Below are 25,310 nucleotides of genomic sequence, written 5' to 3'. Positions count from 1 at the left end.
GTCAGATGTGCAAAATGTATTCGCGTACCAGCTTGCTGCCGAAATAGGCCAGCATCAGCAGCAGGAATCCGCCCAGGGTCCAGCGAATCGCCTTGTGGCCGCGCCAGCCCAAACGCGTGCGCCCCCACAACAGAACGCTGAAGACGATCCAGGCCAGGATCGACAGCAACGTCTTATGCACCAGATGCTGGGCGAAGAGGTTCTCAACGAACAGCCAGCCGGAAATCAGCGACATCGACAGCAGCGTCCAGCCGGCCCATAAGAAGCCGAACAGCAGGCTTTCCATGGTCTGCAGCGGCGGGAAATTCTTGATCAGCCCTAAAGGGTGCTTATGTTTCAACTGGTGGTTCTGCAACAGCAGCAGCAAGGCCTGGAACACCGCGATGGTGAACATGCCATACGCCAGGATCGATAAAAGAATGTGGCCGATCAGGCCCTGCTCGCCAAGTATGGGTTGCAAGGTGCCGCTGGGCGCAAACTGCGCCATCACGGTCGTCAGAAGCCCCAGCGGGAACAGCAAGATCAGCAGGATTTCCACGGGCAGGCGGATGCACGCCAGCATGGTCACGATGATCACCGCGACGGCGATCAGGCTGGCGGCGCTGAAGAAATCCAGTCCCAGGCCGATCGGGCGTACCAATTGGCCAAACAGCGCACTGGCCTGACAGGCAACAGCCAGCGTGCCGATCAGGCACAGCAGCCATTTATCGGCCTTTTTGCCCTGGCGCAGGCGAATGCCTTGATAGAGGGTCGCAGCGGCGTAAAACACGGCGGCGGCGAGGCTGAATAGCAAGCTCGGTGACAAGGGGAACATAGATCCTGTTGGGCGTGCCCGAAAGCCGCTGAGTTTGGCATAGAACCGACAGTGCACGAAAGACCACAGAAGCAGACGTCGTGGTGTCCGTGCGCCGGAGTCTTCGCTATAATCCGCGACCTGCTCAAGCCACAGGCTCGCCGAGCGCCGTTCTCTTCTATATATGTAGCGCTTTGCAAGCGCCGTAGACAGGCCATACGCCGGACAGCGCCGCACCAACTGGGGTTCGTCACGAACTCAAAGGATCACGCATGTTTGAAAATCTGACAGATCGTCTCTCGCAGACGCTGCGCCAGGTCACCGGCAAAGCCAAGCTGACCGAGGACAACATCAAGGACACTCTGCGTGAAGTGCGCATGGCGCTGCTCGAAGCCGACGTTGCCTTGCCGGTTGTCAAGGATTTCGTCAATCGCATCAAGGAACGCGCCGTTGGCACCGAGGTGTCCCGCAGCCTGACACCTGGCCAGGCGTTCGTGAAGATCGTCCAGGCCGAGCTGGAAGAGATGATGGGGGCCGCTAATGAAGAGCTGACCCTCAACGTCGCACCGCCGGCAGTCATCCTGATGGCAGGTCTGCAGGGTGCGGGTAAGACCACCACTGCGGGCAAGCTGGCGAAATTCCTCAAGGAACGCAAGAAGAAAAGCGTGATGGTGGTGTCCGCGGACGTCTACCGTCCCGCGGCGATCAAACAGCTGGAAACCCTGGCCAACGACATCGGCGTGACATTCTTTCCGTCCGATATCAGCCAGAAGCCAGTGGCTATCGCGGAAGCGGCTATCAAGGAAGCCAAACTCAAGTTCATTGATGTCGTGATCCTCGACACCGCCGGCCGCCTGCACATCGACGCCGAGATGATGGGCGAGATCCAGGCGCTGCACGCGGCGGTCAAGCCGGCTGAAACCCTGTTCGTGGTCGATGCCATGACCGGTCAGGATGCCGCCAACACCGCCAAGGCCTTTGGTGATGCACTGCCGCTGACCGGCGTGATCCTGACCAAGGTCGACGGCGATGCCCGTGGGGGTGCCGCCCTGTCGGTACGTGCCATTACCGGCAAGCCGATCAAGTTTATCGGTATGGGTGAAAAGAGCGAGGCGCTGGAGCCGTTCCACCCCGACCGCATCGCTTCGCGCATCCTCGGCATGGGTGACGTGCTCAGCCTGATCGAGCAGGCCGAGCAGACCCTCGACAAGGAAAAGGCCGACAAACTGGCCAAGAAGCTGAAGAAAGGCAAGGGCTTCGATCTCGAAGACTTCCGCGATCAGCTGCAACAGATGAAGAGCATGGGCGGCCTCGGCGGGCTCATGGACAAACTGCCGAGCATCGGTGGCGTCAACCTGTCGCAGATGGGTAACGCGCAAAGCGCCGCAGAAAAACAGTTCAAGCAAATGGAAGCCATCATCAACTCGATGACTCCGGCCGAGCGTCGTGACCCCGAGCTGATCAGCGGTTCGCGCAAGCGCCGTATCGCCATGGGCTCTGGCACTCAGGTGCAAGACATCGGGCGTCTGATCAAGCAGCACAAGCAGATGCAGAAGATGATGAAAAAGTTCTCGACCAAAGGCGGCATGGCCAAAATGATGCGCGGGATGGGCGGAATGCTGCCCGGCGGCGGCATGCCCAAGATGTGATCAGTACCGCGCGGGACATTTCCCGCGCGTCCTTCTTTGGGAAAACCCTTCCCACTGGCCTGCTTCGGCAGGCGCTTAATGGCCGTCGATGTCGACGGCTCCTTGGCAAATCTCGATGGCCTTACGGCGCCAGCCGGAAAAAGTCATTTGCAAATGTCCGGATATTCCTTAGAATACGCGGCCTTTCGGGCACCTATGCCCGCTGTGCATCTTAGATTTGCAGCACCGACTACAGGAACTTTGTTCAATGCTAACAATCCGTCTTGCCCTTGGCGGCTCCAAAAAGCGCCCGTTCTACCACCTGACTGTGACCGACAGCCGTAACCCACGCGACGGTTCGCACAAGGAACAAATCGGTTTCTTCAACCCGGTTGCCCGTGGTCAGGAAATCCGTCTGTCCGTGAACCAAGAGCGCGTAGCCTACTGGCTGAGCGTTGGTGCACAGCCTTCTGAGCGTGTTGCTCAGTTGTTGAAGGAATCTGCCAAGGCTGCGGCCTGAGCAATATGAACGCGACGCCAGTTGTTGCTGATGATCTGATCGTTATCGGCAAGATTTATTCTGTTCATGGCGTTCGCGGCGAAGTGAAGGTGTATTCCTTTACTGATCCGACTGAAAACCTGTTGCAGTACAAAATCTGGACGCTCAAGCGCGAAGGTAATGTCAAGCAGGTTGAGCTAGTCAGCGGGCGCGGGAGCGACAAGTTCCTGGTCGCGAAGCTCAAGGGTCTCGATGACCGCGAAGAAGCCCGGCTTCTGGCGGGTTATGAGATCTGCGTGCCACGCAACATGCTTCCTGATTTGACTGACGGCGAGTACTACTGGTACCAGCTCGTGGGTTTGAAGGTCATCGATCACCTGGGGCAGTTGCTCGGGAAAATCGATCATCTTCTGGAAACCGGCTCGAACGATGTAATGGTGGTCAAACCCTGCGCAGGCAGTCTGGATGATCGCGAACGCCTGTTGCCCTATACGGCGCAATGCGTGTTGGCCGTCGATCTGGTTGCAGGCGAGATGAAGGTGGATTGGGATGCGGATTTCTAAGCAATGGCCAGCCTGCGCATAGAAGTCATCAGTCTGTTTCCCGAGATGTTTTCCGCCATCAGCGAATACGGCATTACGAGCCGTGCGGTGAAACAGGGGCTGTTGCAGCTGACTTGTTGGAATCCGCGGGACTACACCACGGATCGGCATCACACTGTAGACGACCGCCCGTTTGGCGGTGGCCCTGGCATGGTGATGAAGATCAAGCCTCTGCAAGATGCCCTGGTTCAAGCCAGGCAGGCAGCAGGGGAAGCGGCGAAGGTGATTTACCTGTCGCCACAAGGCCGCAAGCTGGATCAGCCTGCGGTACGCGAATTGGCACGGGAAGAAACACTCATCCTGATTGCCGGTCGTTATGAAGGCATTGACGAGCGTTTTATTGAGGCTCATGTCGATGAAGAGTGGTCGATTGGTGACTATGTGTTGTCTGGCGGTGAACTACCGGCCATGGTCCTGATAGATGCGGTTACGCGACTGCTGCCTGGAGCTTTAGGGCATGTAGATTCCGCGGAGGAAGATTCCTTCACGGATGGTCTGCTGGATTGCCCGCATTACACCCGACCTGAGGTGTATGCGGATCAGCGTGTTCCCGACGTGTTGCTAAGTGGCAATCACGCACACATCCGGCGTTGGCGTTTACAGCAGTCCCTTGGGCGGACCTATGAACGACGCGCCGATCTTCTGGAAAGCCGCTCGCTTTCTGGAGAAGAGAAGAAGCTGCTGGCGGAATACCTCCGCGAGCGGGACGATAGTTAACGTATCGATGGTAAATCCGACTGATTTACCTTAGGAGCACAGCATGACTAACAAAATCATTCTTGCACTCGAAGCAGAGCAGATGACCAAAGAGATCCCTCCCTTTGCCCCGGGCGACACCATTGTCGTTCAGGTGAAAGTGAAGGAAGGCGACCGTTCGCGTCTGCAAGCGTTCGAAGGCGTGGTAATTGCCAAGCGTAACCGTGGTGTGAACAGTGCTTTCACTGTTCGTAAAATCTCCAACGGTGTTGGCGTTGAGCGTACTTTCCAGACATACAGCCCGCAAATCGACAGCATGGCTGTGAAACGTCGCGGCGACGTTCGCAAGGCCAAACTGTACTACCTGCGTGACCTGTCCGGTAAAGCAGCTCGCATCAAGGAAAAACTGGTTTAATCCAGTCTCCCATGCAGAAAGAAGCAGCCTACGGGCTGCTTTTTTTATACCTGCGATTCAGCCAATGCCTCGGTCTTTCATGGCGGCACGCCTGACGAAAAACCACGGCAGTCTTCAAAGCGCCACCGCTGGCTGGCCAGTTGGCTACATGGCAGCGGTATCGCCTGTAAGATGCATGACGCAATCCTCTACCCAAGGAACAAACGTTCATATGGCCGCCCTTGATCACCCCATGATCGACCGTTTCCTTGACGCCTTATGGCTGGAAAAGGGGTTGTCGGATAACACTCGCGATTCATATCGCAGCGACCTGGCGTTGTTCAATGGCTGGCTGCAGGAGCGGGGAATCGAGCTGATGGATGTCGGGCGCGAGGTGATTTTCGATCATCTGGCCTGGCGCGTGGACAACGGCTACAAGGCTCGCTCATCAGCCAGGTTCCTGTCCGGGGTGCGCGGCTTTTATCGTTACTTGCTTCGGGAAAAGCTGATCGCCGTCGACCCCACGCTGCAGGTCGACATGCCGCAACTGGGCAAGCCGCTGCCCAAATCGCTGTCAGAGGCCGATGTCGACGCGCTCCTGGCGGCGCCGGATTTAAGTGAAGCCATCGGCCAACGGGACCGGGCCATGCTCGAAGTGCTGTACGCCTGCGGCCTGCGGGTGACGGAGCTGATCAGTCTGACGCTTGAGCAGGTTAACCTGCGGCAAGGCGTACTGCGGGTGATGGGCAAGGGCAGCAAGGAGCGGCTGGTGCCCATGGGTGAAGAAGCCATCGTCTGGGTCGAACGCTACATGCGCGACGCTCGTCAGGAATTGCTCAATGGCCGTCCCAGCGATGTGCTCTTCCCCAGCTTGCGGGGTGAGCAGATGACCCGCCAGACGTTCTGGCACCGGATCAAGCTCCAGGCCAAGGTTGCCGGCATCGGCAAGTCCCTGTCGCCGCACACATTGCGCCATGCATTCGCCACGCACCTGCTCAACCATGGTGCCGATCTTCGGGTGGTGCAGATGCTGCTGGGCCACAGTGATCTGTCCACAACGCAGATTTATACCCACATCGCCCGGGCCCGCCTGCAGGATCTGCACGCAAAACATCACCCGCGCGGCTAAGCCGGCAGTCGTAATTTACGACGAGTCTTCCATCAGTCGGCGTCGGCCTTGCCGGCCTTATGTGATAGGCTTTGCCGGTTTCGCAGATTGGAGCGTCGAAAACCTCCCGGTACGCACGCGTCCCCCCCGTTTTCAATCACGCCCACCTGCCCACCGCTCGAGGAGTTTTCATGCGCGTGACTCGTTTTATCGGTGCTGCCGTCGTAGCGCTGGCCAGCACATTTACCCTGTTCGCCCACGCCGACGAGGCGTCTGACAAGGCCATTCGCAAGACCCTGGAATCGCTGAACCTTGAAATCCCCGTCGAGAGCATCTCCAGCAGTCCTCTCAATGGTGTGTACGAAGTCAATCTCAAGGGCGGTCGTGTGCTGTACGCCAGCGCTGACGGCCAGTTCGTCATGCAGGGCAACCTCTATCAGATCCAGGGCGGCAAGCCGGTCAACCTGACCGAAAAAGTCGAGCGTCAGGCGATCTCCAAGACCATCAACGGTATTCCGACCGCAGACATGGTGGTCTACCCGGCAATTGGCGAAACCAAGTCGCACATCACCGTTTTCACCGACACCACCTGCCCGTATTGCCACAAGCTGCACGGCGAAGTGCCTGAGCTGAACAAGCGCGGCATCGAAGTGCGTTACGTCGCCTTCCCGCGCCAGGGCCTGGGCTCGCCGGGCGATGAGCAACTGCAGGCTGTATGGTGCTCCAAGGATCGTCGCGACGCGATGGATCGGATGGTCGACGGCAAGAATATCAAGGCGCCCAAGTGCGAGAACCCGGTCACCAAACAGTTCCAGATCGGCCAGGCGATCGGTGTGAACGGCACGCCTGCCATCGTTCTGGCGGACGGTCAGGTGATTCCGGGCTACCAGCCGGCACCGCAAGTTGCCAAACTGGCACTCGGCGCCAAGTAATTTTGCTCATCGCGGCCTTGCCTGCGACGAGCGTTGAGGCGCCACGGCTGTCGGTGCTTCATCAATAGCGAGCCGCATCCACTGCGGTTGTTTTCACGGCCGGCCTCGCGTCGGCCGTTTTATGGGGAGTTCATAGTGAAACCGGTCAAAGTAGGCATCTGTGGGCTGGGTACTGTCGGTGGCGGTACCTTCAATGTGCTAAAGCGTAACGCCGAGGAAATTGCCCGCCGTGCCGGGCGTGGAATCGAAGTGGCGCAAATTGCCGTGCGTAGACCAAACCCCCACTGCCAGATTACCGGTACCCCAACCACCACCGATGTTTTCGAGGTGGCCAGCAACCCTGAAATCGACATCGTTATCGAGCTGATCGGCGGCTACACCGTCGCTCGCGAACTGGTGCTCAAGGCCATCGAAAACGGCAAGCACGTGGTCACTGCCAACAAGGCGCTGATCGCCGTTCATGGCAATGAAATCTTCGCCAAGGCCCGCGAAAAGGGCGTCATCGTGGCCTTCGAAGCCGCGGTGGCCGGTGGTATCCCGGTGATCAAGGCGATTCGCGAGGGCCTGGCTGCCAACCGTATCAACTGGGTAGCCGGGATCATCAATGGCACCGGTAATTTCATCCTGACCGAAATGCGCGAGAAGGGCCGTACCTTCCCTGACGTCCTGGCTCAAGCGCAGGCACTGGGTTATGCAGAAGCCGATCCAACTTTCGACGTCGAAGGCATCGACGCTGCGCACAAGCTGACCATTCTGGCATCGATCGCCTTCGGTATACCGCTACAGTTCGACAAGGCCTACACCGAGGGCATCACCAAACTGACCACCGCCGACGTCAATTACGCCGAAGCGTTGGGTTATCGCATCAAGCACCTGGGCGTTGCGCGCAGCACATCGGCCGGCATCGAATTGCGCGTGCACCCGACGCTGATCCCATCCGACCGCCTGATTGCCAACGTCAATGGCGTGATGAACGCGGTCATGGTCAACGGCGACGCTGCAGGCTCTACCCTGTTTTATGGCGCGGGCGCCGGCATGGAGCCGACCGCCTCTTCCGTTGTCGCCGATCTGGTCGATGTCGTCCGTGCCCTGACCACCGACCCGGAAAACCGTGTTCCGCATCTGGCATTCCAGCCGGACTCGCTGTCGGCGCACCCAATCCTGCCGATTCAGGAATGCGAAAGTGCGTACTACCTGCGCATCCAGGCCAAGGATCACCCCGGCGTGCTGGCACAGGTGGCGAGCATTCTGTCCGAGCGCGGCATCAATATCGAATCGATCATGCAGAAGGAAGTCGAGGAGCAGGATGGTCTGGTGCCGATGATCCTGCTGACCCATCGTGTGATCGAGCAACGCATGAACGACGCCATTCAGGCGCTGGAAGCCTTGCACGATGTGGCGGGCCCTGTGGTTCGTATTCGCGTCGAACACCTGAATTAACTGCACAGGCCGCCTCAAGCGGCACGTTGCAAGTCAACGCAAAACCACATCGCGGCGAGCTTCACGCTGCGGCGGCAGGCAAAAGCTGGATCGCTTTGACTTGTCGCTTGTAGCTCCAGGCTTGCCGCTCGAATCGAAGGTTTGAAAAATGCGCTATATCAGTACTCGCGGCCAGGCCCCGGCCCTGAATTTCGAAGACGTGCTGCTGGCCGGCCTTGCCACCGATGGCGGGCTGTACGTTCCGGAGAACCTGCCACGTTTCACTCAGGAAGAGATCGCTTCCTGGGCTGGCCTGCCTTATCACGAGCTGGCGTTCCGGGTGATGCGCCCGTTCGTCGCCGGCAGCATCCCGGATGCTGACTTCAAGAAGATTCTCGAAGAGACGTACGGCGTGTTCGCTCACAGCGCTGTCGCGCCGCTGCGCCAGTTGAACGGCAATGAGTGGGTGCTGGAGCTTTTCCACGGCCCGACCCTGGCGTTCAAGGACTTTGCCTTGCAGTTGCTGGGTCGTCTGCTGGACTACGTGCTGGAAAAACGCGGCGAGCGCGTGGTGATCGTTGGCGCGACGTCCGGCGATACCGGCTCGGCAGCCATTGAGGGCTGCCGTCGGTGCGAAAACGTCGACATCTTTATCCTGCACCCGAACAATCGCGTGTCGGACGTTCAGCGCCGCCAGATGACAACCCTCTTGGGCGACAACATCCATAACATCGCTATCGAAGGCAACTTCGACGACTGCCAGGAAATGGTCAAGAACAGCTTCGCCGACCAGAGCTTCCTGAAAGGGACGCGCCTGGTTGCGGTGAACTCGATCAACTGGGCGCGGATCATGGCCCAGATCGTCTACTACTTCCACGCCGCGCTTCAGCTGGGCGGGCCTGCGCGTTCGGTTGCGTTCTCGGTGCCGACCGGCAACTTCGGCGACATTTTTGCCGGTTACCTGGCGCGCAACATGGGCCTGCCGATCAGCCAACTGATCGTCGCAACCAATCGCAACGACATCCTGCACCGCTTCATGAGCGGCAATCAGTATGTCAAGGAAACCCTGCACGCCACGTTGTCGCCGTCCATGGACATCATGGTGTCGTCGAACTTCGAACGCCTGTTGTTCGACATGCATGGTCGCAACGGTGCAGCGATCGCCGGATTGATGGACAGCTTCAGGCAGGGCGGCGGTTTCAGCGTCGAGCAAGACCGCTGGACCGAAACCCGCAAGCTGTTCGACTCCCTGGCGGTGAGCGATGAACAGACCTGCGAAACTATTGCCCAAGTCTTCGCCAGCACCGGCGAGGTGCTTGACCCGCATACCGCCATTGGCGTCAAGGCAGCCCGTGACTGCCGTCGCAGCCTGGACACGCCGATGGTCATCCTGGGCACCGCGCACCCGGTCAAGTTTCCGGAAGCGGTGCTAAAAGCCGGTGTAGGAAAAGCGCTGGAATTACCTGCACATTTGTCTGATTTGTTCGAGCGAGACGAGCGTTGCACCGTTTTGCCAAATGACCTGAAAGCGGTGCAGGCTTTCGTTAGCCAGCACGGTAATCGAGGCAAGCCGCTCTGACAGTATCGCCGTGTAACAACTTTAGGCCCGCCCCCCGGCGGGCCTTTGTGTTCATGCGTGCCACACTTGCGCGATATTTCTGATTTTCGCGGACAAACAGGTGGCGGTAGAACACATGAACATGGACATGCAAGGAGTGCCCGTCCAGACCAGAATCCTTCGATACATGCTGTGCACACTGGTGCTGCTGGCGTGTCTCTGGAACCGAACGGGCCATGGGGCGGAGAATCTGCCGTTTGTCCTGGGTGCGCCTTTTCTCAGCCAGGAAGCATTACCCCTGGACGCTGATGATCGTCAGTGGCTAGATGGGCACAGGCGGCTTCGGGTCGGCATCTCGATTTCTGATTACGAACCCATCGACATCACCAGCGATCGCAATCGCTACCAGGGCCTGAGTGCTGATTACCTGAGCCTGATCAGCGCCAAGCTGGACATTCCGGTACGGGTCTCCGGCTTCGCCAAGCGCGAGCAGGCGGTTGCGGCGTTGCTCTCGGGCGAGGTCGACCTTTTGAGCAGTGCCAGTGGCTATGAACGCGGGGCATCAGGGCTGGGATTCACCCGCGATTACCTGTCGGACAGGTCGGTGGTGGTGGGGCGCGGCGACGACCAGAGTCTATCGACATCACTGTCGGGCAAGCGCATAGCCCTGCTCGATGGCTATGCCGATGCTGATGTCGTGCACCGTGTCTATCCAGACAGCGAGATCGTATTGGCACCCACGCTGTTCAGCGCCATGGAAGCTTTGGCGCAAGGGGATGTCGATGCCTTCGTCGGCAACGAAGTAATTGCGCGCTCCTACAACGCATTGCGGCCCTATTTGGGTTTGCAGATCCGCTTCGAAAGCCTATTACCCTCCGGGGGCTTTGCTTTTGCCACGCGCAAGGATGACACGAGGCTGTTGGCGCTGCTCAACCGGGCATTGGGTGATCTGGACGATTCGGTCAGCCGGGAAATCCAGGGCCGCTGGACAGTTGGCCTGGGTGCCGATGTCGAGGGACAGCGGATCCGGCTCAGTGCGACCGAGCGACAGTGGGTGAGCAGGCACTCCCAGGTCATGGTCGCATCCACTCTGCATCCTCCCTACATCTATCAGGACGCCAGCGGCCACTGGCGTGGGCTTAACATCGATATTCTCAACCGCATTTCGCGCATGACCGGCCTCAAGTTCGTGCATCAGGTCATGCCTTCCACGCAGGCGGCGCTGGACACGTTGGCCGCAGGGGCGGCCGACATGAACACCACCCTCGCCGAAACGCCCGAGCGCAGATCGATTCTGGATTTCAGCTACGCCTACGGCGGCAACAGCTGGGTCTACGTGATCCGTGCGGACAACCGTTCACCAGTGAGTCTGGCCGAGATGTCCGGCAAAGTGCTGGCCATGCCGGCGCGACACGCGTTGCTGGAGTTCATCCGCACACGTTACCCCGAGGTGCAATTGCGACTTGTGCCCACCTACGCTGACGCCCGGCGACTGGTGGAAGCAGGGCAGGCCGAGGCGACCATCCAGAACGAAGCAGGAGCCTGGATTGCTGCGCAGGGCGACTTGAAGGTCGGGCGCAGCGTGGAGGGTAAATGGTCGCCAGATCGGTTTGCGGTGATCAAGACCGAGCCTGAATTGCTGAGCATCTTGAATAAGGCGCTGGATGAGTTTCCGGTGGCAGAGATGCGAGCCATCCGCATGAAGTGGCTGGGCGGGATCACGGCGCAGCCGACGTTCCTGCAGCGCATTCCGGCCTGGGTGTATTGGTTGATGGCGCTGGCGCTGCTGGTGGGGTTGGTATCGCTCCTCTGGAGCAGTCGACTCAAGTTGCAGATCAATCACCGCCTGCGCGCCGAGGCTCAGCTCAGCGATCAGTTGGCGTTCAAGCGGGCATTGCTCGATGGCATTCCCAATCCGATTTACGTTCGCGATCTGCAAGGGCGGCTGGTCTCGTGCAACCGCAGCTATGAGGAAAGCTTCGGCATCAGTTATGAACAGATGAACGGCCGACGGCTTATCGATGTCGACCTTATTCCACGTGAAATCGCCGAGCGCATGCACGGCGACTACATGTCCCTGATACAGACCCAGGAGCCGGTCTTTGCCGACCGCAGCATGGTGCTTTGCGGTCGTCCTATCGAAGCCTGGCAATGGACCGTGCCGTTCCACAGCGCTGACGGGGAGCTGCAAGGGCTGCTCGGTGGCTGGATCGACATCACCGAGCGCAAACGGCTAGAGCGTGAGCTGACCCTGGCCCAACAGCAGGCCGACCAGGCGAATCGCGCCAAGAGTGCGTTCCTGGCCAACATGAGTCACGACATCCGCACGCCCATGGCCGCCATAGTCGGCTTGCTGGAACTAGAACGTGAACACGCCCGACTGCGCGGTCAGGCGCCCTCCGAGAGGCTGGAGGTTGCGCATCGTTCGGCAAGTGAATTGGTGGGGCTGATCGGCGAAAGCCTTGACCTGGCCAAGATCGAGTCCGGGCAACTGCAGCTTTCGCCACAAGTCACGTCCTTGCGCCCGCTGCTGGATGGGGTTTATCAGCTGTTCGAGGCGCAGGCCCGGGAGCGCGGCCTGAAGTTTACGCTGCAGACGGATGCGCAGGTTGCAGAGGCGTACTGGATCGACCCGCTACGCCTGCGGCAGATCCTGCACAACCTGATCGGCAATGCGCTGAAGTTCACCACCGAGGGCGCGGTCTCCATTCATGTGAGCAGCGGGACCGGCGGGCATACGTCGCCGGGGTTGGCTATCAAGGTGGTCGACAGCGGAGTCGGTATGAGCGCCGAACAACAGGCGCGTTTGTTTCAGCCATTTGTCCAGGCCGATAAGCAGACCGCCGGGCAGTTCGGCGGCACCGGGCTGGGGCTGAGCATCTGCAAGCAACTGGTGACGTTGATGGGGGGGCAGATCACCCTCGACAGCGCGGTGGGCGAGGGCACGTGTGTCGCGATCGAGTTACCCGTGACGGCTGCGCACCTTTCGCCGAGCGTGCCACAACAGCCGGATCGACCTCGGCCTGCCGAAACGCCGTTGCACATCCTGGTAGCCGACGATCTGTCGGCCAACCGCCTGGTGCTGGCCGGGCAACTGCAGTTGCTGGGGCATCGAGTCACCGTCGTCGACAGCGGCGCGGCAGCACTGGAGGCATGGCGCAATGGCCATTTCGATGCGCTGATCACCGACTGCAACATGCCGGACACGGACGGTTGCGAACTGACGCGAACGTTACGAGCCATCGAAGGCCAGGAAGGAAGCGACGAGCAGCCGATCATCGGCTGCACGGCCAATGCCTGGCATCAGGAACGCACGCGCTGCGAAGAGGCGGGCATGAACGCCTTGCTCGTCAAGCCGGTGTCACTGACGCAATTGGCGCAAACGCTCGAAGAGGTCGTGTCGGCGGCATCGCCTGCAGCGCCACCGTTCGATATTCAGGCTCTGTATCGCATGACTCAGGCCAACGAGGCGCAGATTCAAAACATGCTCGCCGAGCTGTGGAAAAACCTGCACCAGGAGCGGCAACTGCTCGAATCGGCCATCGCTAAGCATGACTGCAAAACCGTAAGCGCCAGTCTTCATCGGCTCAAGGGCGTGGCCTGCCTGATCGATGCCGTTCCGCTGGCCAGGGCCTGCGCGCAACTGGACAGCGAGATACGCGCACAGCCTGCCGGCACGCTGGCCAGCGCATGGCAGGCGCTGGACACCTCGATCAGCACGCTGCGCCAGGCGCTGGAAGCCCTTCTGCATGAGGTGCCTGCACTTTAGGACATGTCCTATGGGCAGCAAGTGGCAGGGCCTTTAGAGTGCAACGTCCGCAGCCCGCTCGGGCTGCGATGGCAGAGGGGGCACGTGTGCGTTCGCTCAAGGTTTTGATACTCGAAGACAATCCGTTCCAGCTGATGGCGCTGCATCAGATGCTCAATGCCAACCAGGTGTTCGATGTCCTGACAGCGGGCAGCGTCGAGACCGCGCTGGAGGCGCTGGAACACGAGGGTCCGGTCGACATCGCCATTTGCGACCTGCAGATGGACGGTGAGGACGGTCTGTCGCTGATCGGGCACCTGGCAGCCACGGGGCTGGCGCAGGCGGTGATGATTCTCAGCAGCGCCGAAACCTCGGTGCTCCACAGTGCAGCGCAACTGGCTCGGCAACAGGGGATCGACGTCCTGGGCGTGCTGCACAAACCGGCCTCGGTCACTGTCATTGGCGAACTGCTTGGCGCATGGGCGACGCCCGGTCGTACGCCTGCCACTGCAAACCAAGCCATGATCTCGGCCTTGCCCGCGTTGCCACGGCTGGATCGGACCCGGGACTACCGCGCTCAATGGATTGCCCACTTCCAGCCCAAGGTCGGCGCCGATGGCAAGCTCAGCGGTGTCGAATTGCTGGCCCGTTGGCAGCACCCCAATTTGGGATTGCTGTCGCCGGGCCATTTTCTTGCGCAGCTGGAACAGGCGGGGCTGCTGCCTGAGTTGACCTGGCACATGCTTGAATTGGCATTGAGCCTTTCTCATCGGTCGCTGCTGTCCCGTGGCCAGGCGTTGCCGGTGGCGGTGAATATTGCTCCTCAAATGCTCGATCTGCAGGATTTCGTACCTCGTTTGCTGTTGTTGCTGGAGCGCTACCCGGTCAGGCCGCAGATGCTGACGCTGGAGGTAGTGGAGCAGTCGGCGCGGCAGATGGCGGTGGTGCAGTTCGAGAATCTGTTGAGGCTGCGCATGGCCGGGTGCCGGCTGTCCATCGACGATTTCGGGACCGGCGCATCGAACATCCAGCGACTGCTGGAACTGCCATTCAGTGAGCTGAAGATTCCTGCGCAATTCGTGCGTGGCATGGCCGAAGACCAACGCAAATCAGCTGTGGTCGGCGGTGCGCTGCTCATGGCGCAGAAAATGGCGCTGAATGTGGTGGTCGAAGGCGTCGAGACCCTCGAAGACTATGAAGCGGTGTCAATGCTGGGGAGTCCGGCGGTTCAAGGCTACTTTATCGCCCGACCCATGAGCGAAGCCGATTTCATGCGCTGGCTGGACGACCTTGAGCGTCACCCGGACCAGGTGCTGGCGTTGCGCTCGATCAGGCCAGGCCGTGCTCCTGCAGATAAATGAACAGGGCCGCATCGTTTGCCAGCCCCAGCTTGCGCATGGCACTGACCTTCTGCGCGCTGACCGTCTGTTTGCTGCGACGCACACGCGCTGCGATGGCGCCCACCGAATGGCCAGCTGCGAGCAGGCGAATCACCTCCAGCTCGCGGGGGGACAGGTCTTGCAGCGCGACCAGCGTGTCTGTGCCGTGAGCTGTCGCTTCCAGTAACACGCGCTGCACTGAATCGGCGATGAAGCCCTTGCCGTTGCTCACGTGATCGATGGCAGCAGGCAGTTCGTCCGCAAGGCTGGCCTTGCTCAGCAGCCCGTCGACGCTCAGCGCCAGCATCGAGCGAAACAGTCCGGCATTGTGAAGCATGGTCACCACGATGATCGGCAGCGCCGGATGTTCGCGGCGAATTCGTTCGAGCAGGCGCAAACCGTCGTTCTGATCCTCAACGGGCATCATGAAATCGGTAACCAGCAGGTCACACGGTTGATTGTTGAGGGTCTGCAGCAAATCGTCCGGCGTGCTGGCCTGGGCAACGACCGTGGCGCGCGCGTGCTGCTCGATCACGACTTTCAAGCCAATCAGAAAGATCGGGTGGTCATCGGCCAGGATCACGCGCAACGCTTTTCCCTCAGCTGCCATGCCGGCGGCTCCTCTGGATAAATTCGGACGCGTCCTAAGGGTTGGCAACGGTATCGGCCCAGACCCACAGCCTATTGCCGTAAAACCGGAAATAACCGCCCAAACCTTCTAGGAACAGAAAGCGTGTCGGACAGAACGTTCGGGTTCTAAAGTTTCGAGTACCGTTTGTGTGGCACGGATCACGCCTTGCGGCTATACGATCCGGCAGGCGTCGGTCGCCATCGTCCTGTCTACAGCGACGATGAGCGAGAAGCCATCATCGAGGTCTTCGAATGAGGCAAAAAGCCCCGGTCGACGATTGGCTTCACGCTGTACGCCGCTGACTTCTATCTGTCATATCCATCTGCACGCTTCACAGGCCGGTGCAGCAGTCGCGCTCCCATGGCCATGTTCCGGCCACACCAAGCTTACGACGAAAAGAACTTTCCGCGTCCGCCTATGGTCAGTGATAAGCACCTTTGCATTCAAACTGTTGAGTGGTGATCCAGATGGAAAATATCAGCTTACTGCTAAGCGAAGCACTGGCACCTTATCAGGCAAGCCTGGGAGCTGCCGGGGTGAACGGCGAGCGTCAGGTGACGCTGAGAAATGCAGCCGGTGCGATCGTGATCGAACGTGTGTATTTGGCTGCCCAGCTGTGTGACAAGCGCCAACTGACCGATGTGGTCGATGGGCTTCATCGTGATCTGATGGTCGCAGAAGGACGAATCGAGCCTTGCGTCATCGCCGCCATGCGCCATGCGGCGCAAACCAATGCTTTCGCTGCCGTGCGCAGTTTTGTGTGAGTGCCGGGGAACCTTATTCTTTAAGTAGGCTCCTATCCATTACGGCAGGCGCAGGCATTGTGCTCCGGTGTTTATGCTGCCTGCCGTACGGGTCCTAAATGGGCCACGGTTGACCCCGAGTAGTCTCCCCGCTGCTCGGGGTTTCTTTTTGTCCGCCGTTTTATTTCTGTCGCTCATCGAAGAACATCCGCGCGTCCTGCAAATATTCCTGTTTGTTGACCATCCATTCGGCATAGAGCGAGATGAGTTTCGATGTCCTTAATTCGCGCATCTCGCGGTTGATGATGTCGATGGCGGCGCGGCCTTTATCGGTTTTCGAGCAGCCGATGTGGGCGAACTGATACTTGGGCGCATCCTTGACCGGGAAAAACTCCAGCTCCTGCGGCGGGATGCCCAGCTGCTGGGCGTGATAGCGAGCTTCTGGCCAGTAGCTGATGATCGCCTCGAAGCGGCCCATACGTTCCATCTGCAGCATGCTGCCAACCGCCGCATTGCCGTAATGCAGGATCAGGTTGTCGGGGCGGGTGGTGTTGCGCAGGATCTTGTCGATCACCGGCCCATAGCTGCGCTCGGCGACGATGCCGGTCTTGACCAGGTTGCTGGCCAGCAGCGCAGCGAGGTCCAGGTGCCCATCCTCACTGAGAAAGGGGGCGAACAGCTCATGGTTACTGCGCTCGATGATGATGCCGTTGGGGGGCGTGGCATAGGTGGGGATCGAAAACAGGATGGTCTTCTCACGCTCCGGGCTCCATAGCAAGGTCGGGTCGCAAGCGAAGACGTCTGGATCCTGCAGCATTTGCGTACCGCGGGCGCGGTTCACGTGCATGATCTGATGATCGTATTCAGGCATGCGCGCGATCAGCTCCGGCATCATTTTGTCGACGGCGCCCTGACCGGCCTGGGGACCGGCGAAAATCGTCAACGGGGGGAAGTCGCGCAGCAGCCAGGTAATGGTTTCCCTGGCATGCGCGGTCCCCGGCGTTGTGGTCAAGGCCGAGGCGAGGAAAAGGACCAACAGTCCGGACTTATGAGCGAGCGTATAACGATTGACCATCCGTCGAAGTAAATCCCGAGAAAAATGACTGTGGTCGTACCACGACCGCAGGTGCCTGATTCGCGGCGCGCCACTCTGTGACTTCATACTAGAGGGTCTCGCAATAAGGTATCGGCGTTGTGAATCATTTGTTTAACACCCGTCACCTTCGCACAAGTTAAGCAAAACGGTCGGAACGCTCACGCGCAAATTGCAGCGGCGGGCCGATCAATCATCGTCCCGGCTCGTTCAACCGCTCGCGCATCGGTTAGACTTGGCCCCTTTCCTGTCCTTAGAAGCCCGTTCATGGCCCAGCCGTCCACGACCTACAAATTCGAACTGAACCTCACCGATCTCGATCGCGGGGTCTACGAAAACGTCAAGCAGACCATCGCCCGCCACCCGTCCGAGACCGAAGAGCGCATGACCGTGCGCCTGCTGGCTTACGCATTCTGGTACAACGAGCAGCTGTCATTTGGTCGCGGTCTGTCGGACGTCGACGAACCGGCGCTGTGGGAAAAAAGCCTGGACGACCGTGTCCTGCACTGGATCGAGGTCGGCCAGCCGGACGCCGATCGTCTGACATGGTGCTCGCGTCGTACCGAGCGCACCAGCCTGCTGGCCTATGGCAGCCTGCGAGTCTGGGAAGGCAAGGTTGTACCTGCGGTGAAAAACCTCAAAAACGTCAACATTGCCGCGGTGCCCCAGGAAGTCCTGGAGACGCTGGCCAAGGACATGCCCCGCGTCATCAAATGGGACGTAATGATCAGCGAAGGGACGATTTTCGTGACGGATGATCGTGGCCAGCACGAAGTGCAACTGCAGTGGCTGGCAGGGGAGCGCGGCTGATCGCCGGCGACCCCAGGATTACCGAATCAGCTCCACCCGAACCCATCAGCGGAACCCGAATGCGCATCGAATCACGCCAGTTGCCCGACACCCTGCCGTTTCTCGGCGACCTGCCGCCCCTGTTGACCCGGCTGTACGCCGCTCGCGGTGTGCTGTCCCAGGATGAACTGGACAAGGGGCTGGCGCGGCTGATTCCGTATCAGCAGCTTAAAGGCATCGAGGCGGCGGTCGATCTCCTGGTGACGGCCCTGCAACAGCGTCAGCGCATTCTGATCGTCGGTGACTTCGATGCCGATGGCGCCACCGCCAGCACGGTCGGGGTGCTGGGGCTGCGTCTGCTCGGTGCCGCGCATGTCGATTATCTCGTGCCGAACCGCTTCGAGTACGGCTACGGCCTGACTCCGGAAATCGTCAACGTCGCGCTTGAACGCCAGCCTGATCTGCTGATGACCGTGGACAACGGCATCTCCAGCGTTGAAGGCGTCGCGGCGGCCAAGGCGGCGGGGTTGCAGGTGCTGGTCACCGATCACCACTTGCCGGGCCATGAATTGCCTGCCGCCGACGCCATCGTTAATCCCAACCAGCCTGGCTGTACCTTCCCGAGCAAGGCGCTGGCGGGAGTGGGGGTGATTTTCTACGTGTTGATGGCCCTGCGTGCGCGGTTGCGCGAGATCGGCTGGTTCGAGGCCAGTGGCCGCGCGCAGCCTAATCTCGGCGAGCTGCTGGACCTGGTGGCGCTGGGCAGTGTCGCCGACGTCGTGCCGCTGGATGCCAACAATCGTATTCTGGTGCATCAGGGCCTGATGCGTATCCGTGCCGGCCGTGCCCGCCCTGGCCTGCGCGCCATTCTGGAGGTCGCGCGTCGCGAACCCTCGCGCATCACCTCCACCGACCTGGGTTTTATCCTTGGGCCGCGCCTGAACGCTGCAGGGCGATTGGACGACATGAGCCTGGGCATCGAATGCCTGTTGTGCGACGACGAGACGCTGGCGCGGGAAATGGCCGTGCAACTGGACGAGCTGAACCAGGATCGCAAATCCATCGAGCAGGGCATGCAGCGCGAGGCGCTGGCCCAGCTCAAGGACCTGCCTGTGGAGTCGATGCCGTTCGGACTGTGCCTGTACGAAGCCGAATGGCACCAAGGCGTGATCGGCATTCTCGCCTCGCGTCTGAAAGAACGTTATCACCGTCCCACCATCGCCTTTGCCAGCGCGGGCGAAGGCGTCTTGAAAGGCTCGGCGCGCTCGGTGCCCGGCTTTCACATTCGTGACGCGCTTGATGCGGTCGCCGCCAGGCATCCTGAACTGATCAGCAAGTTCGGCGGCCACGCCATGGCCGCCGGGCTTTCGTTGCCAGCCGAGAATTTCCAGGCGTTCGCGCACGCCTTCGATACCGAGGTACGGCGTCAGCTCAACGAAGAAGACCTGACAGGACGTCTGTTTTCGGACGGCACCCTGGCGGTCGAGGAGTTTCACCTGGAGCTGGCGCGAGCGCTGCGCAATGCCGGGCCCTGGGGACAGCATTTCCCGGAGCCATTGTTTCATGGCGTGTTCCAACTCATAGAGCAGCGCGTGGTCGGCGAGCGCCATCTGAAGATGGTCCTCAAGACCGAATGCGGCACGGTGAAGCTCGACGGCATCGCGTTTGGTGTCGATCGCGAGGTCTGGCCCAATCCGGCCGTTCGCTGGGTCGAGCTGGCGTACAAGCTGGACCTGAACGAGTTTCGCGGTAATGAAACGGTGCAACTGATGGTGGCGCATATCTCGCCGCGTTGAGCTTGCGATGCACAAAAGCCGGAACTGCCGGCTTTGCCGGGTTGTCGACTAGGTTCAAGGTTCGAAATTGCAACGCAACCTTTTACTTCGCCACGAGAGGTGCCCATGAGCCTGCTGCTTGAACCCTACACTCTACGCAAACTGACCTTGCGCAATCGCATTGTGGTATCGCCCATGTGTCAGTACTGCTGCGCCGACGGCCTGGCCAATGACTGGCATCTGGTCCATCTGGGCAGCCGAGCGGTGGGTGGCGCGGGGCTGATCTTCACCGAAGCTGCCGCTGTGACTCAGGACGGCCGCATCACGCCGGAAGACCTCGGCATCTGGAACGACGACCAGATCGAACCGCTGCAACGCATTACCCGTTTCATTACCGCTCAGGGTGCCGTGGCCGGCATCCAGCTGGCGCATGCCGGCCGCAAGGCCAGCACCTGGCGGCCTTGGCTGGGCAAGCAAGGCAGCATCCCGGCGGAGCAGGGCGGCTGGACGCCGTGGGGGCCTTCGAACATTGCCTTCGACCCCCAACACACGCCACCGACGGCACTTGAAGAAAGCCAGATTCATGACGTGATCCAGGCCTTCGTCGCAGCGGCCCGGCGCGCCTTGACGGCGGGCTTCAAGGTCGTCGAAATCCATGCCGCTCATGGTTATCTGCTGCATCAGTTCCTCTCGCCGTTAAGCAACCAGCGGCAGGATCAATACGGTGGCTCGTTCGAGAACCGCATTCGCCTGACACTGGAAGTGACCAAAGCCGTGCGCGAGGTCTGGCCGCAGGAACTGCCACTGTTTGTGCGGGTGTCGGCCACCGATTGGGTGGAAGACGGCTGGAATCCCGACGAGACTGTGGAGCTGGCCCGTCGCCTGAAAACCCTGGGTGTGGATCTGGTTGATGTGTCTTCCGGCGGCACGGCGGCCAGCGCCGAGATCCCGGTAGGACCGGGGTATCAGACCCGCTTCGCTGAGCGGGTCAAGAAAGAGGCGGACATTGCCGCTGGCACGGTGGGCATGATCACCGAACCGGCGCAGGCCGAACACATTCTGCGCACCGGGCAAGCCGACCTGATCCTGCTGGCGCGGGAACTGCTGCGCGACCCTTACTGGCCGCTGCACGCCGATGATGACCTGGGCGGGCGGCAGGCGGTGTGGCCTGCGCAATACCAGCGGGCGACCCACCGGGACCAGCCGATTCATGAGTCCGATTTGCGGGATTAACGGGTCGACGTATCTGTCTGTTCGTGCAGGGCATGGGCGCCGACTCGGTGGCCCTGCGCCTTGCCAATGATCCGTCGGGCGTCGGTCGCTAAACCCCGGGCGCAGTGCACCCGATGTACCTTGTTGTCGGGTTGTACTGCCGGCCCCCGACAGATCGCAAGCGCCTGCAGCCAGAATCAAAGAAGGCTCGCGGTAGTTCCCCAGATTGGCCAGGGCATGCCGCGAGACTTAAGGCGCTGGCCCTGCCCAATCACTCCTGCAACAAGCCCTTGACCCCATACCCGATTCCAGTCGGTCGGCCGGCGTGAATCGCATCCGCAGGGTATCAAGCCTTTCCAGTGGCTGCGATTCAGGGCACTTTTGATGCGTTGCAGCAGCGACTGGCGGGGAACAGGTACGCCCACGCGCATCAGATCGGGTGTGTCTCGCCATCTGATCCACGGTTCGTCCTGCCAGATCAGCATGCGCAGCGTCAGGTCCGGCCATCTCAGCAGACTGAGGACTGGATGATGGGGGCTTGAGGTCGCGCATGCATGGTGGGGATGACTTCCTGGCTCAACCACCGACGCAGCGCACGGTTTTCCGGGGCGTAGTGATAGACCAACAGTGCGTAAGCGCCAGATTCGCTGATGATCAGCGTGTCCTGGGTGCCATTCTCGCAGCGCATCTGCACTTGGCGGAACTGGTCGGAGTCCAGCTTTCGTGCCTTTCTTTGATCGAGCTGGCGACCCATCAGGCGACCGAGGTCCTGCGCATGAAACCAGACTTGGGATTCCAGCAAGACCGCGCGAAGCGGGCGCTGATGACGGGTGTATAGAGTGGGGGTGAATTGCTCTGTCATAACTGCGGATCCTATAACGTGAGGAGCCACCGTAGAACGTCGCCAAACGAGCAGGGTGGCAGCTGTGCATAGGTTGGCGAACCGGTTATAGGCACCCGGCAGACCCGAAGGTCTCCCATACACAGCTGCCATAACGAATATGCGAGCAGGTAACTACCCGCATTCGAGGTACAGCTGTGGGCCTATATTGGGTCGCCAAACCCAGTCGCTGAATGGCCAGCGACGGCGCGAAGGTTATCGGCAGTCCAGAGCTTTTGCAAATGCGCAGGCCCGCTGTAGCCGTCCGCCTTGCCGGCTGTTGCGATCTTATTGACGTCAGCGCTGAAACGCAGCGCGGCGGCCCTCGAACATGGAACGCCTCTGCAATCGCATCCGCCTGAGATCGAGGGTCTGCCGCCATATCGTTTCTGCCCGAAGGGCGTAGGAGCCTTGCTTGCAGGCGATCTGGCGCGAAGCGGCAGCAAGAGCGGACGGCCTGGTCGTGTCAGGGACACCGCGTTTTTCCGAATCTGCTGCCGCTTCGCGCCAGATCGCTGGCAAGCCAAGCTCCTACGGCCTACGGCCAGAATCAAAAGCCGATCAGCCACACGGCCTGCGTTCAGAAACAAAAGCCTGATTAGCCCTACGGCCTTCGGTCAGAAACAAAAGCCTGATCAGTCACACGGCCTGCGGCCCTCGAACATGGAATGCCTCTGCAATCGCGCATCCGCCTAAGATCGAGGGTCTGCCGCCATATCGTTTCTGCCCGGAGGGCGTAGGAGCCGTGCTTGCAGGCGATCTGGCGCGAAGCGGCAGCAAGAGCGGACGGCTTGGTCGTGTCAGATACACCGCGTTTTTCCGAATCTGCTGCCGCTTCGCGCCAGATCGCTGGCAAGCCAAGCTCCTACGGCCTACGGCCAGAATCTAAAGCCGATCAGCCACACGGCTTGCGGCCCTAGAACATGGAATGCCTCTGCAATCGCGCATCCGCCTAAGATTGAGGGTCTGCCGCCATATCGTTTCTGCCCGCAGGGCGTAGGAGCCTTGCTTGCAGGCGATCTGGCGCGAAGCGGCAGCAAGAGCGGACGGCTTGGTCGTGTCAGGTACACCGCGTTTTTCCGAATCTGCTGCCGCTTCGCGCCAGATCGCTGGCAAGCCAAGCTCCTACGGCCTTCGGTCAGAAACAAAAGCCTGATCAGCCCCACGCCCTGCGGCCCTCGAACATGGAATGCCTCTGCAATCGCGCATCCGCCTGAGATCGAAGGTCTGCCGCCATATCGTTTCTGCCCGAAGGGCGTAGGAGCCTTGCTTGCAGGCGATCTGGCGCGAAGCGGCAGCAAGAGCGGACGGCCTGGTCGTGTCAGGTACACCGCGTTTTTCCGAATCTGCTGCCGCTTCGCGCCAGATCGCTGGCAAGCCAAGCTCCTACGGCCTACGGCCAGAATCAAAAGCCGATCAGCCACACGGCCTGCGTTCAGAAACAAAAGCCTGATTAGCCCTACGGCCTTCGGTCAGAAACAAAAGCCTGATCAGTCACACGGCCTGCGGCCCTCGAACATGGAATGCCTCTGCAATCGCGCATCCGCCTAAGATCGAGGGCCTGCCGCCATATCGTTTCTGCCCGGAGGGCGTAGGAGCCTTGCTTGCAGGCGATCTGGCGCGAAGCGGGAGAAGTCTGTCGGATATTTCCGATATATCCATGCGTTTTCACGTTATCTGCGTCAGAAACAGTCCGTTTGATTGGTAAGGCGCTAAGCTATACTCCGCTCGCGTTGGGCCGCCTCCCGGTCCGCTTCCTTGAACCCGGTTTCGCCGGTGTTGAACTCTTGAGGGCTGACTGTGAAGAACTGGATGTTGCGTCAACGTATCTTGGCGAGCTTTGCGGTGATCATCGCCATCATGCTGCTGATGGTTGGCGTGGCCTTCAATCGATTGCTGGTCATCGAAAAGAGCGGCGATAAAGTCCGCCTTGACGCGCTGCCAGGCGTCTATTACAGCAGCACGGTGCGTGGTGCCTGGGTTGAAAGTTATGTGCGCACCCAGCAATTGCTCGCCGAGGGCGCCGGGCGTAGCCTGACCAACGCCGAGGAAGATCAGTACAAGGAATTCGAAGATCGGCTGCAGGCGGAAATCGCCGCTTATCAGCAAAGTATTTTCGATGAATCCGATCGCAAGGATTTCGCCCAGTTTCTGCAACTGCGTGAACGTTTCGGTTTGCTCCTCAACAACATTTTGAGTGCGTATCAGGGCGATAACCACGCCTTGGCCCAGCATGTTTTCGCAGAGCAATTGACGCCCTTGTGGTATGAAGGCCGGAAGCTGCTCAACGGCCTGGCCACCACGAACAAGGTGGCTGCAGACCAGGCCGCCGATGACATCCTGTCCGCCGTTACCAGCGCCAAGATCACCTTGTGCCTGTCGCTGATCATCGCCGTGCTGGCCGCCGCGGCCTGCGGACTGTTGCTGATGCGCACGATTCTGGCGCCGATGAATCGCATCGTGCAGATTCTCGACACCCTGCGCACCGGTGATTTAAGCAGCCGCCTGATGCTGGATCGCAACGACGAGTTCGGCTCGGTGCAGACCGGCTTCAATGACATGGTCACCGAGCTTGCCGCGCTGGTGTCCCAGGCACAGCGCTCCTCGGTGCAGGTCACGACCTCAGTGACCGAAATCGCTGCCACGTCCAAACAGCAACAGGCCACAGCCACTGAAACAGCGGCCACCACCACGGAAATCGGTGCGACCTCGCGGGAAATCGCTGCGACTTCACGCGATCTGGTGCGCACCATGACCGAAGTGACGACGGCCGCCGATCAGGCTTCGATTCTGGCCGGCTCCGGCCAGCAGGGCCTGGCACGCATGGAAGACACCATGCATTCGGTGATGGGCGCGGCGGACCTGGTCAACTCCAAGCTGGCGATCCTCAACGAGAAGGCCGGCAACATCAATCAAGTGGTGGTGACCATCGTCAAGGTCGCCGACCAAACCAATCTGTTGTCCCTGAACGCCGCCATCGAAGCTGAAAAGGCCGGTGAATACGGCCGCGGTTTTGCCGTGGTGGCCACCGAAGTGCGGCGCCTTGCGGACCAGACCGCCGTGGCCACCTACGACATCGAGCAGATGGTGCGTGAGATCCAGTCTGCGGTGTCGGCAGGTGTGATGGGCATGGACAAGTTCTCCGAGGAAGTACGTCGCGGCATGTTTGAGGTGACGCAGGTCGGCGAGCAGCTTTCGCAAATCATTCATCAGGTCCAGGCGCTCGCGCCACGGGTGCTGATGGTCAACGAAGGCATGCAGGCCCAGGCCACGGGGGCCGAACAGATCAATCAGGCGCTGGTGCAGTTGGGCGATGCCAGCAGCCAGACTGTCGAATCCCTGCGTCAGGCCAGCTTTGCCATCGACGAGTTGAGTCAGGTGGCGGTGGGTCTGCGCAGCGGCGTTTCGCGCTTTAAAGTCTGAGCCAGCCC

General features: G+C 60.2%; 20 protein-coding genes. 16 read left to right on the top strand and 4 right to left on the bottom strand.

Annotated elements, in window-relative coordinates; genetic code table 11:
• Position 1: 1 nt before the first annotated feature.
• Positions 2-814 (bottom strand): cytochrome C assembly family protein, encoded by an 813-nt coding sequence (locus B3I26_RS10450; RefSeq protein WP_296257603.1) that lies wholly within the window; start codon positions 812-814, stop codon positions 2-4.
• Between the two features lie 251 nt (positions 815-1,065).
• Here B3I26_RS10450 and ffh point away from each other — a divergent pair, with 251 nt between their 5' ends.
• The 11 genes from ffh (at position 1,066) to B3I26_RS10395 (ending at position 14,738) form a co-directional block, all read left to right on the top strand.
• A complete protein-coding gene (gene ffh / locus B3I26_RS10445) occupies positions 1,066-2,442 on the top strand; it encodes a signal recognition particle protein (protein WP_296257602.1) in 1,377 nt (458 codons plus the stop codon).
• A 247-nt stretch (positions 2,443-2,689) separates the two neighbouring features.
• A complete protein-coding gene (gene rpsP, locus B3I26_RS10440; RefSeq protein WP_110949946.1) occupies positions 2,690-2,941 on the top strand; it encodes a 30S ribosomal protein S16 in 252 nt (83 codons plus the stop codon).
• A 5-nt stretch (positions 2,942-2,946) separates the two neighbouring features.
• Positions 2,947-3,483: a ribosome maturation factor RimM gene (gene rimM / locus B3I26_RS10435; protein ID WP_296257601.1), complete on the top strand. Its 537-nt coding sequence runs from the start codon at positions 2,947-2,949 to the stop codon at positions 3,481-3,483.
• Between the two features lie 3 nt (positions 3,484-3,486).
• Complete coding sequence (gene trmD, locus B3I26_RS10430; RefSeq protein ID WP_296257600.1) at positions 3,487-4,239, top strand: tRNA (guanosine(37)-N1)-methyltransferase TrmD; 753 nt, start codon at positions 3,487-3,489, stop codon at positions 4,237-4,239.
• A gap of 43 nt (positions 4,240-4,282) precedes the next feature.
• Positions 4,283-4,633, top strand: coding sequence for a 50S ribosomal protein L19 (gene rplS, locus B3I26_RS10425; RefSeq protein ID WP_008018567.1), 351 nt, complete (start codon positions 4,283-4,285; stop codon positions 4,631-4,633).
• A gap of 211 nt (positions 4,634-4,844) precedes the next feature.
• On the top strand, positions 4,845-5,741 hold the full coding sequence (xerD, locus tag B3I26_RS10420; RefSeq protein WP_296257599.1) for a site-specific tyrosine recombinase XerD: 897 nt from the start codon (positions 4,845-4,847) through the stop codon (positions 5,739-5,741).
• A gap of 170 nt (positions 5,742-5,911) precedes the next feature.
• Complete coding sequence (gene dsbC / locus B3I26_RS10415) at positions 5,912-6,652, top strand: bifunctional protein-disulfide isomerase/oxidoreductase DsbC (protein ID WP_296257598.1); 741 nt, start codon at positions 5,912-5,914, stop codon at positions 6,650-6,652.
• Between the two features lie 135 nt (positions 6,653-6,787).
• A complete protein-coding gene (locus tag B3I26_RS10410; protein WP_296257597.1) occupies positions 6,788-8,092 on the top strand; it encodes a homoserine dehydrogenase in 1,305 nt (434 codons plus the stop codon).
• A 148-nt stretch (positions 8,093-8,240) separates the two neighbouring features.
• Positions 8,241-9,650, top strand: a complete 1,410-nt coding sequence (gene thrC, locus B3I26_RS10405) for a threonine synthase (protein WP_296257596.1) — start codon at positions 8,241-8,243, stop codon at positions 9,648-9,650.
• A 121-nt stretch (positions 9,651-9,771) separates the two neighbouring features.
• Positions 9,772-13,398: a transporter substrate-binding domain-containing protein gene (locus B3I26_RS10400; RefSeq protein WP_296257615.1), complete on the top strand. Its 3,627-nt coding sequence runs from the start codon at positions 9,772-9,774 to the stop codon at positions 13,396-13,398.
• An 86-nt stretch (positions 13,399-13,484) separates the two neighbouring features.
• Entirely contained in the window at positions 13,485-14,738 is a 1,254-nt protein-coding gene (locus B3I26_RS10395) for an EAL domain-containing response regulator (RefSeq protein WP_296257595.1), read from the top strand.
• Here B3I26_RS10395 and B3I26_RS10390 read toward each other — a convergent pair.
• A complete protein-coding gene (locus B3I26_RS10390; protein WP_296257594.1) occupies positions 14,707-15,366 on the bottom strand; it encodes a response regulator transcription factor in 660 nt (219 codons plus the stop codon). The genes B3I26_RS10395 and B3I26_RS10390 overlap by 32 nt on opposite strands.
• Before the next feature lie 488 nt (positions 15,367-15,854).
• Here B3I26_RS10390 and B3I26_RS10385 point away from each other — a divergent pair, with 488 nt between their 5' ends.
• Complete coding sequence (locus tag B3I26_RS10385; RefSeq protein ID WP_296257593.1) at positions 15,855-16,151, top strand: DUF3509 domain-containing protein; 297 nt, start codon at positions 15,855-15,857, stop codon at positions 16,149-16,151.
• 160 nt (positions 16,152-16,311) lie between these two features.
• Here the strand turns inward: B3I26_RS10385 and B3I26_RS10380 are convergent, their stop codons facing one another.
• The gene (locus B3I26_RS10380; protein WP_296257592.1) at positions 16,312-17,205 is read right to left on the bottom strand and encodes a TIGR02285 family protein; all 894 of its coding nucleotides are present in this window, start codon (positions 17,203-17,205) and stop codon (positions 16,312-16,314) included.
• 285 nt (positions 17,206-17,490) lie between these two features.
• Between B3I26_RS10380 and B3I26_RS10375 the strand changes: the two genes are divergently transcribed.
• The 3 genes from B3I26_RS10375 (at position 17,491) to B3I26_RS10365 (ending at position 21,020) form a co-directional block, all read left to right on the top strand.
• On the top strand, positions 17,491-18,033 hold the full coding sequence (locus tag B3I26_RS10375) for a YaeQ family protein (RefSeq protein ID WP_296257591.1): 543 nt from the start codon (positions 17,491-17,493) through the stop codon (positions 18,031-18,033).
• A 59-nt stretch (positions 18,034-18,092) separates the two neighbouring features.
• Positions 18,093-19,808 (top strand): single-stranded-DNA-specific exonuclease RecJ, encoded by a 1,716-nt coding sequence (recJ, locus tag B3I26_RS10370; protein WP_296257590.1) that lies wholly within the window; start codon positions 18,093-18,095, stop codon positions 19,806-19,808.
• Between the two features lie 105 nt (positions 19,809-19,913).
• Positions 19,914-21,020, top strand: a complete 1,107-nt coding sequence (locus B3I26_RS10365; protein ID WP_296257589.1) for an NADH:flavin oxidoreductase/NADH oxidase — start codon at positions 19,914-19,916, stop codon at positions 21,018-21,020.
• 487 nt (positions 21,021-21,507) lie between these two features.
• On the opposite strand, the gene B3I26_RS10360 is transcribed toward B3I26_RS10365, so the two are convergent.
• The gene (locus B3I26_RS10360) at positions 21,508-21,861 is read right to left on the bottom strand and encodes a BRO-N domain-containing protein (protein ID WP_296257588.1); all 354 of its coding nucleotides are present in this window, start codon (positions 21,859-21,861) and stop codon (positions 21,508-21,510) included.
• Positions 21,862-23,691: 1,830 nt separating this feature from the next.
• Between B3I26_RS10360 and B3I26_RS10355 the strand changes: the two genes are divergently transcribed.
• Positions 23,692-25,302 carry a methyl-accepting chemotaxis protein gene (locus tag B3I26_RS10355; protein WP_409522067.1) on the top strand — a complete coding sequence of 537 codons (1,611 nt, stop codon included), beginning with the start codon at positions 23,692-23,694 and terminating at the stop codon, positions 25,300-25,302.
• The last annotated feature ends 8 nt before the right edge of the window (positions 25,303-25,310 follow it).

The sequence above is a fragment of the Pseudomonas sp. UBA5706 genome, from assembly GCF_002419965.1.
In the GTDB taxonomy this organism is placed as follows: Bacteria; Pseudomonadota; Gammaproteobacteria; order Pseudomonadales; family Pseudomonadaceae; genus Aquipseudomonas.
Note: the sequence above shows the minus strand (reverse complement) of the source record. Positions and strands in the feature narration are given on the sequence as shown.

Excerpts from the sequence above, each read along its gene's own strand:
- B3I26_RS10450 (WP_296257603.1), bottom strand. The coding sequence starts at position 814 with ATGTTCCCCTTGTCACCGAGCTTGCTATTCAGCCTCGCCGCCGCCGTG.
- ffh (WP_296257602.1), top strand. The coding sequence starts at position 1,066 with ATGTTTGAAAATCTGACAGATCGTCTCTCGCAGACGCTGCGCCAGGTC.
- rpsP (WP_110949946.1), top strand. The coding sequence starts at position 2,690 with ATGCTAACAATCCGTCTTGCCCTTGGCGGCTCCAAAAAGCGCCCGTTC.
- rimM (WP_296257601.1), top strand. The coding sequence starts at position 2,947 with ATGAACGCGACGCCAGTTGTTGCTGATGATCTGATCGTTATCGGCAAG.
- trmD (WP_296257600.1), top strand. The coding sequence starts at position 3,487 with ATGGCCAGCCTGCGCATAGAAGTCATCAGTCTGTTTCCCGAGATGTTT.
- rplS (WP_008018567.1), top strand. The coding sequence starts at position 4,283 with ATGACTAACAAAATCATTCTTGCACTCGAAGCAGAGCAGATGACCAAA.
- xerD (WP_296257599.1), top strand. The coding sequence starts at position 4,845 with ATGGCCGCCCTTGATCACCCCATGATCGACCGTTTCCTTGACGCCTTA.
- dsbC (WP_296257598.1), top strand. The coding sequence starts at position 5,912 with ATGCGCGTGACTCGTTTTATCGGTGCTGCCGTCGTAGCGCTGGCCAGC.
- thrC (WP_296257596.1), top strand. The coding sequence starts at position 8,241 with ATGCGCTATATCAGTACTCGCGGCCAGGCCCCGGCCCTGAATTTCGAA.
- B3I26_RS10400 (WP_296257615.1), top strand. The coding sequence starts at position 9,772 with ATGGACATGCAAGGAGTGCCCGTCCAGACCAGAATCCTTCGATACATG.
- B3I26_RS10390 (WP_296257594.1), bottom strand. The coding sequence starts at position 15,366 with ATGGCAGCTGAGGGAAAAGCGTTGCGCGTGATCCTGGCCGATGACCAC.
- B3I26_RS10385 (WP_296257593.1), top strand. The coding sequence starts at position 15,855 with ATGGAAAATATCAGCTTACTGCTAAGCGAAGCACTGGCACCTTATCAG.
- B3I26_RS10380 (WP_296257592.1), bottom strand. The coding sequence starts at position 17,205 with ATGGTCAATCGTTATACGCTCGCTCATAAGTCCGGACTGTTGGTCCTT.
- B3I26_RS10375 (WP_296257591.1), top strand. The coding sequence starts at position 17,491 with ATGGCCCAGCCGTCCACGACCTACAAATTCGAACTGAACCTCACCGAT.
- recJ (WP_296257590.1), top strand. The coding sequence starts at position 18,093 with ATGCGCATCGAATCACGCCAGTTGCCCGACACCCTGCCGTTTCTCGGC.
- B3I26_RS10365 (WP_296257589.1), top strand. The coding sequence starts at position 19,914 with ATGAGCCTGCTGCTTGAACCCTACACTCTACGCAAACTGACCTTGCGC.
- B3I26_RS10360 (WP_296257588.1), bottom strand. The coding sequence starts at position 21,861 with ATGACAGAGCAATTCACCCCCACTCTATACACCCGTCATCAGCGCCCG.
- B3I26_RS10355 (WP_409522067.1), top strand. The coding sequence starts at position 23,692 with ATGTTGCGTCAACGTATCTTGGCGAGCTTTGCGGTGATCATCGCCATC.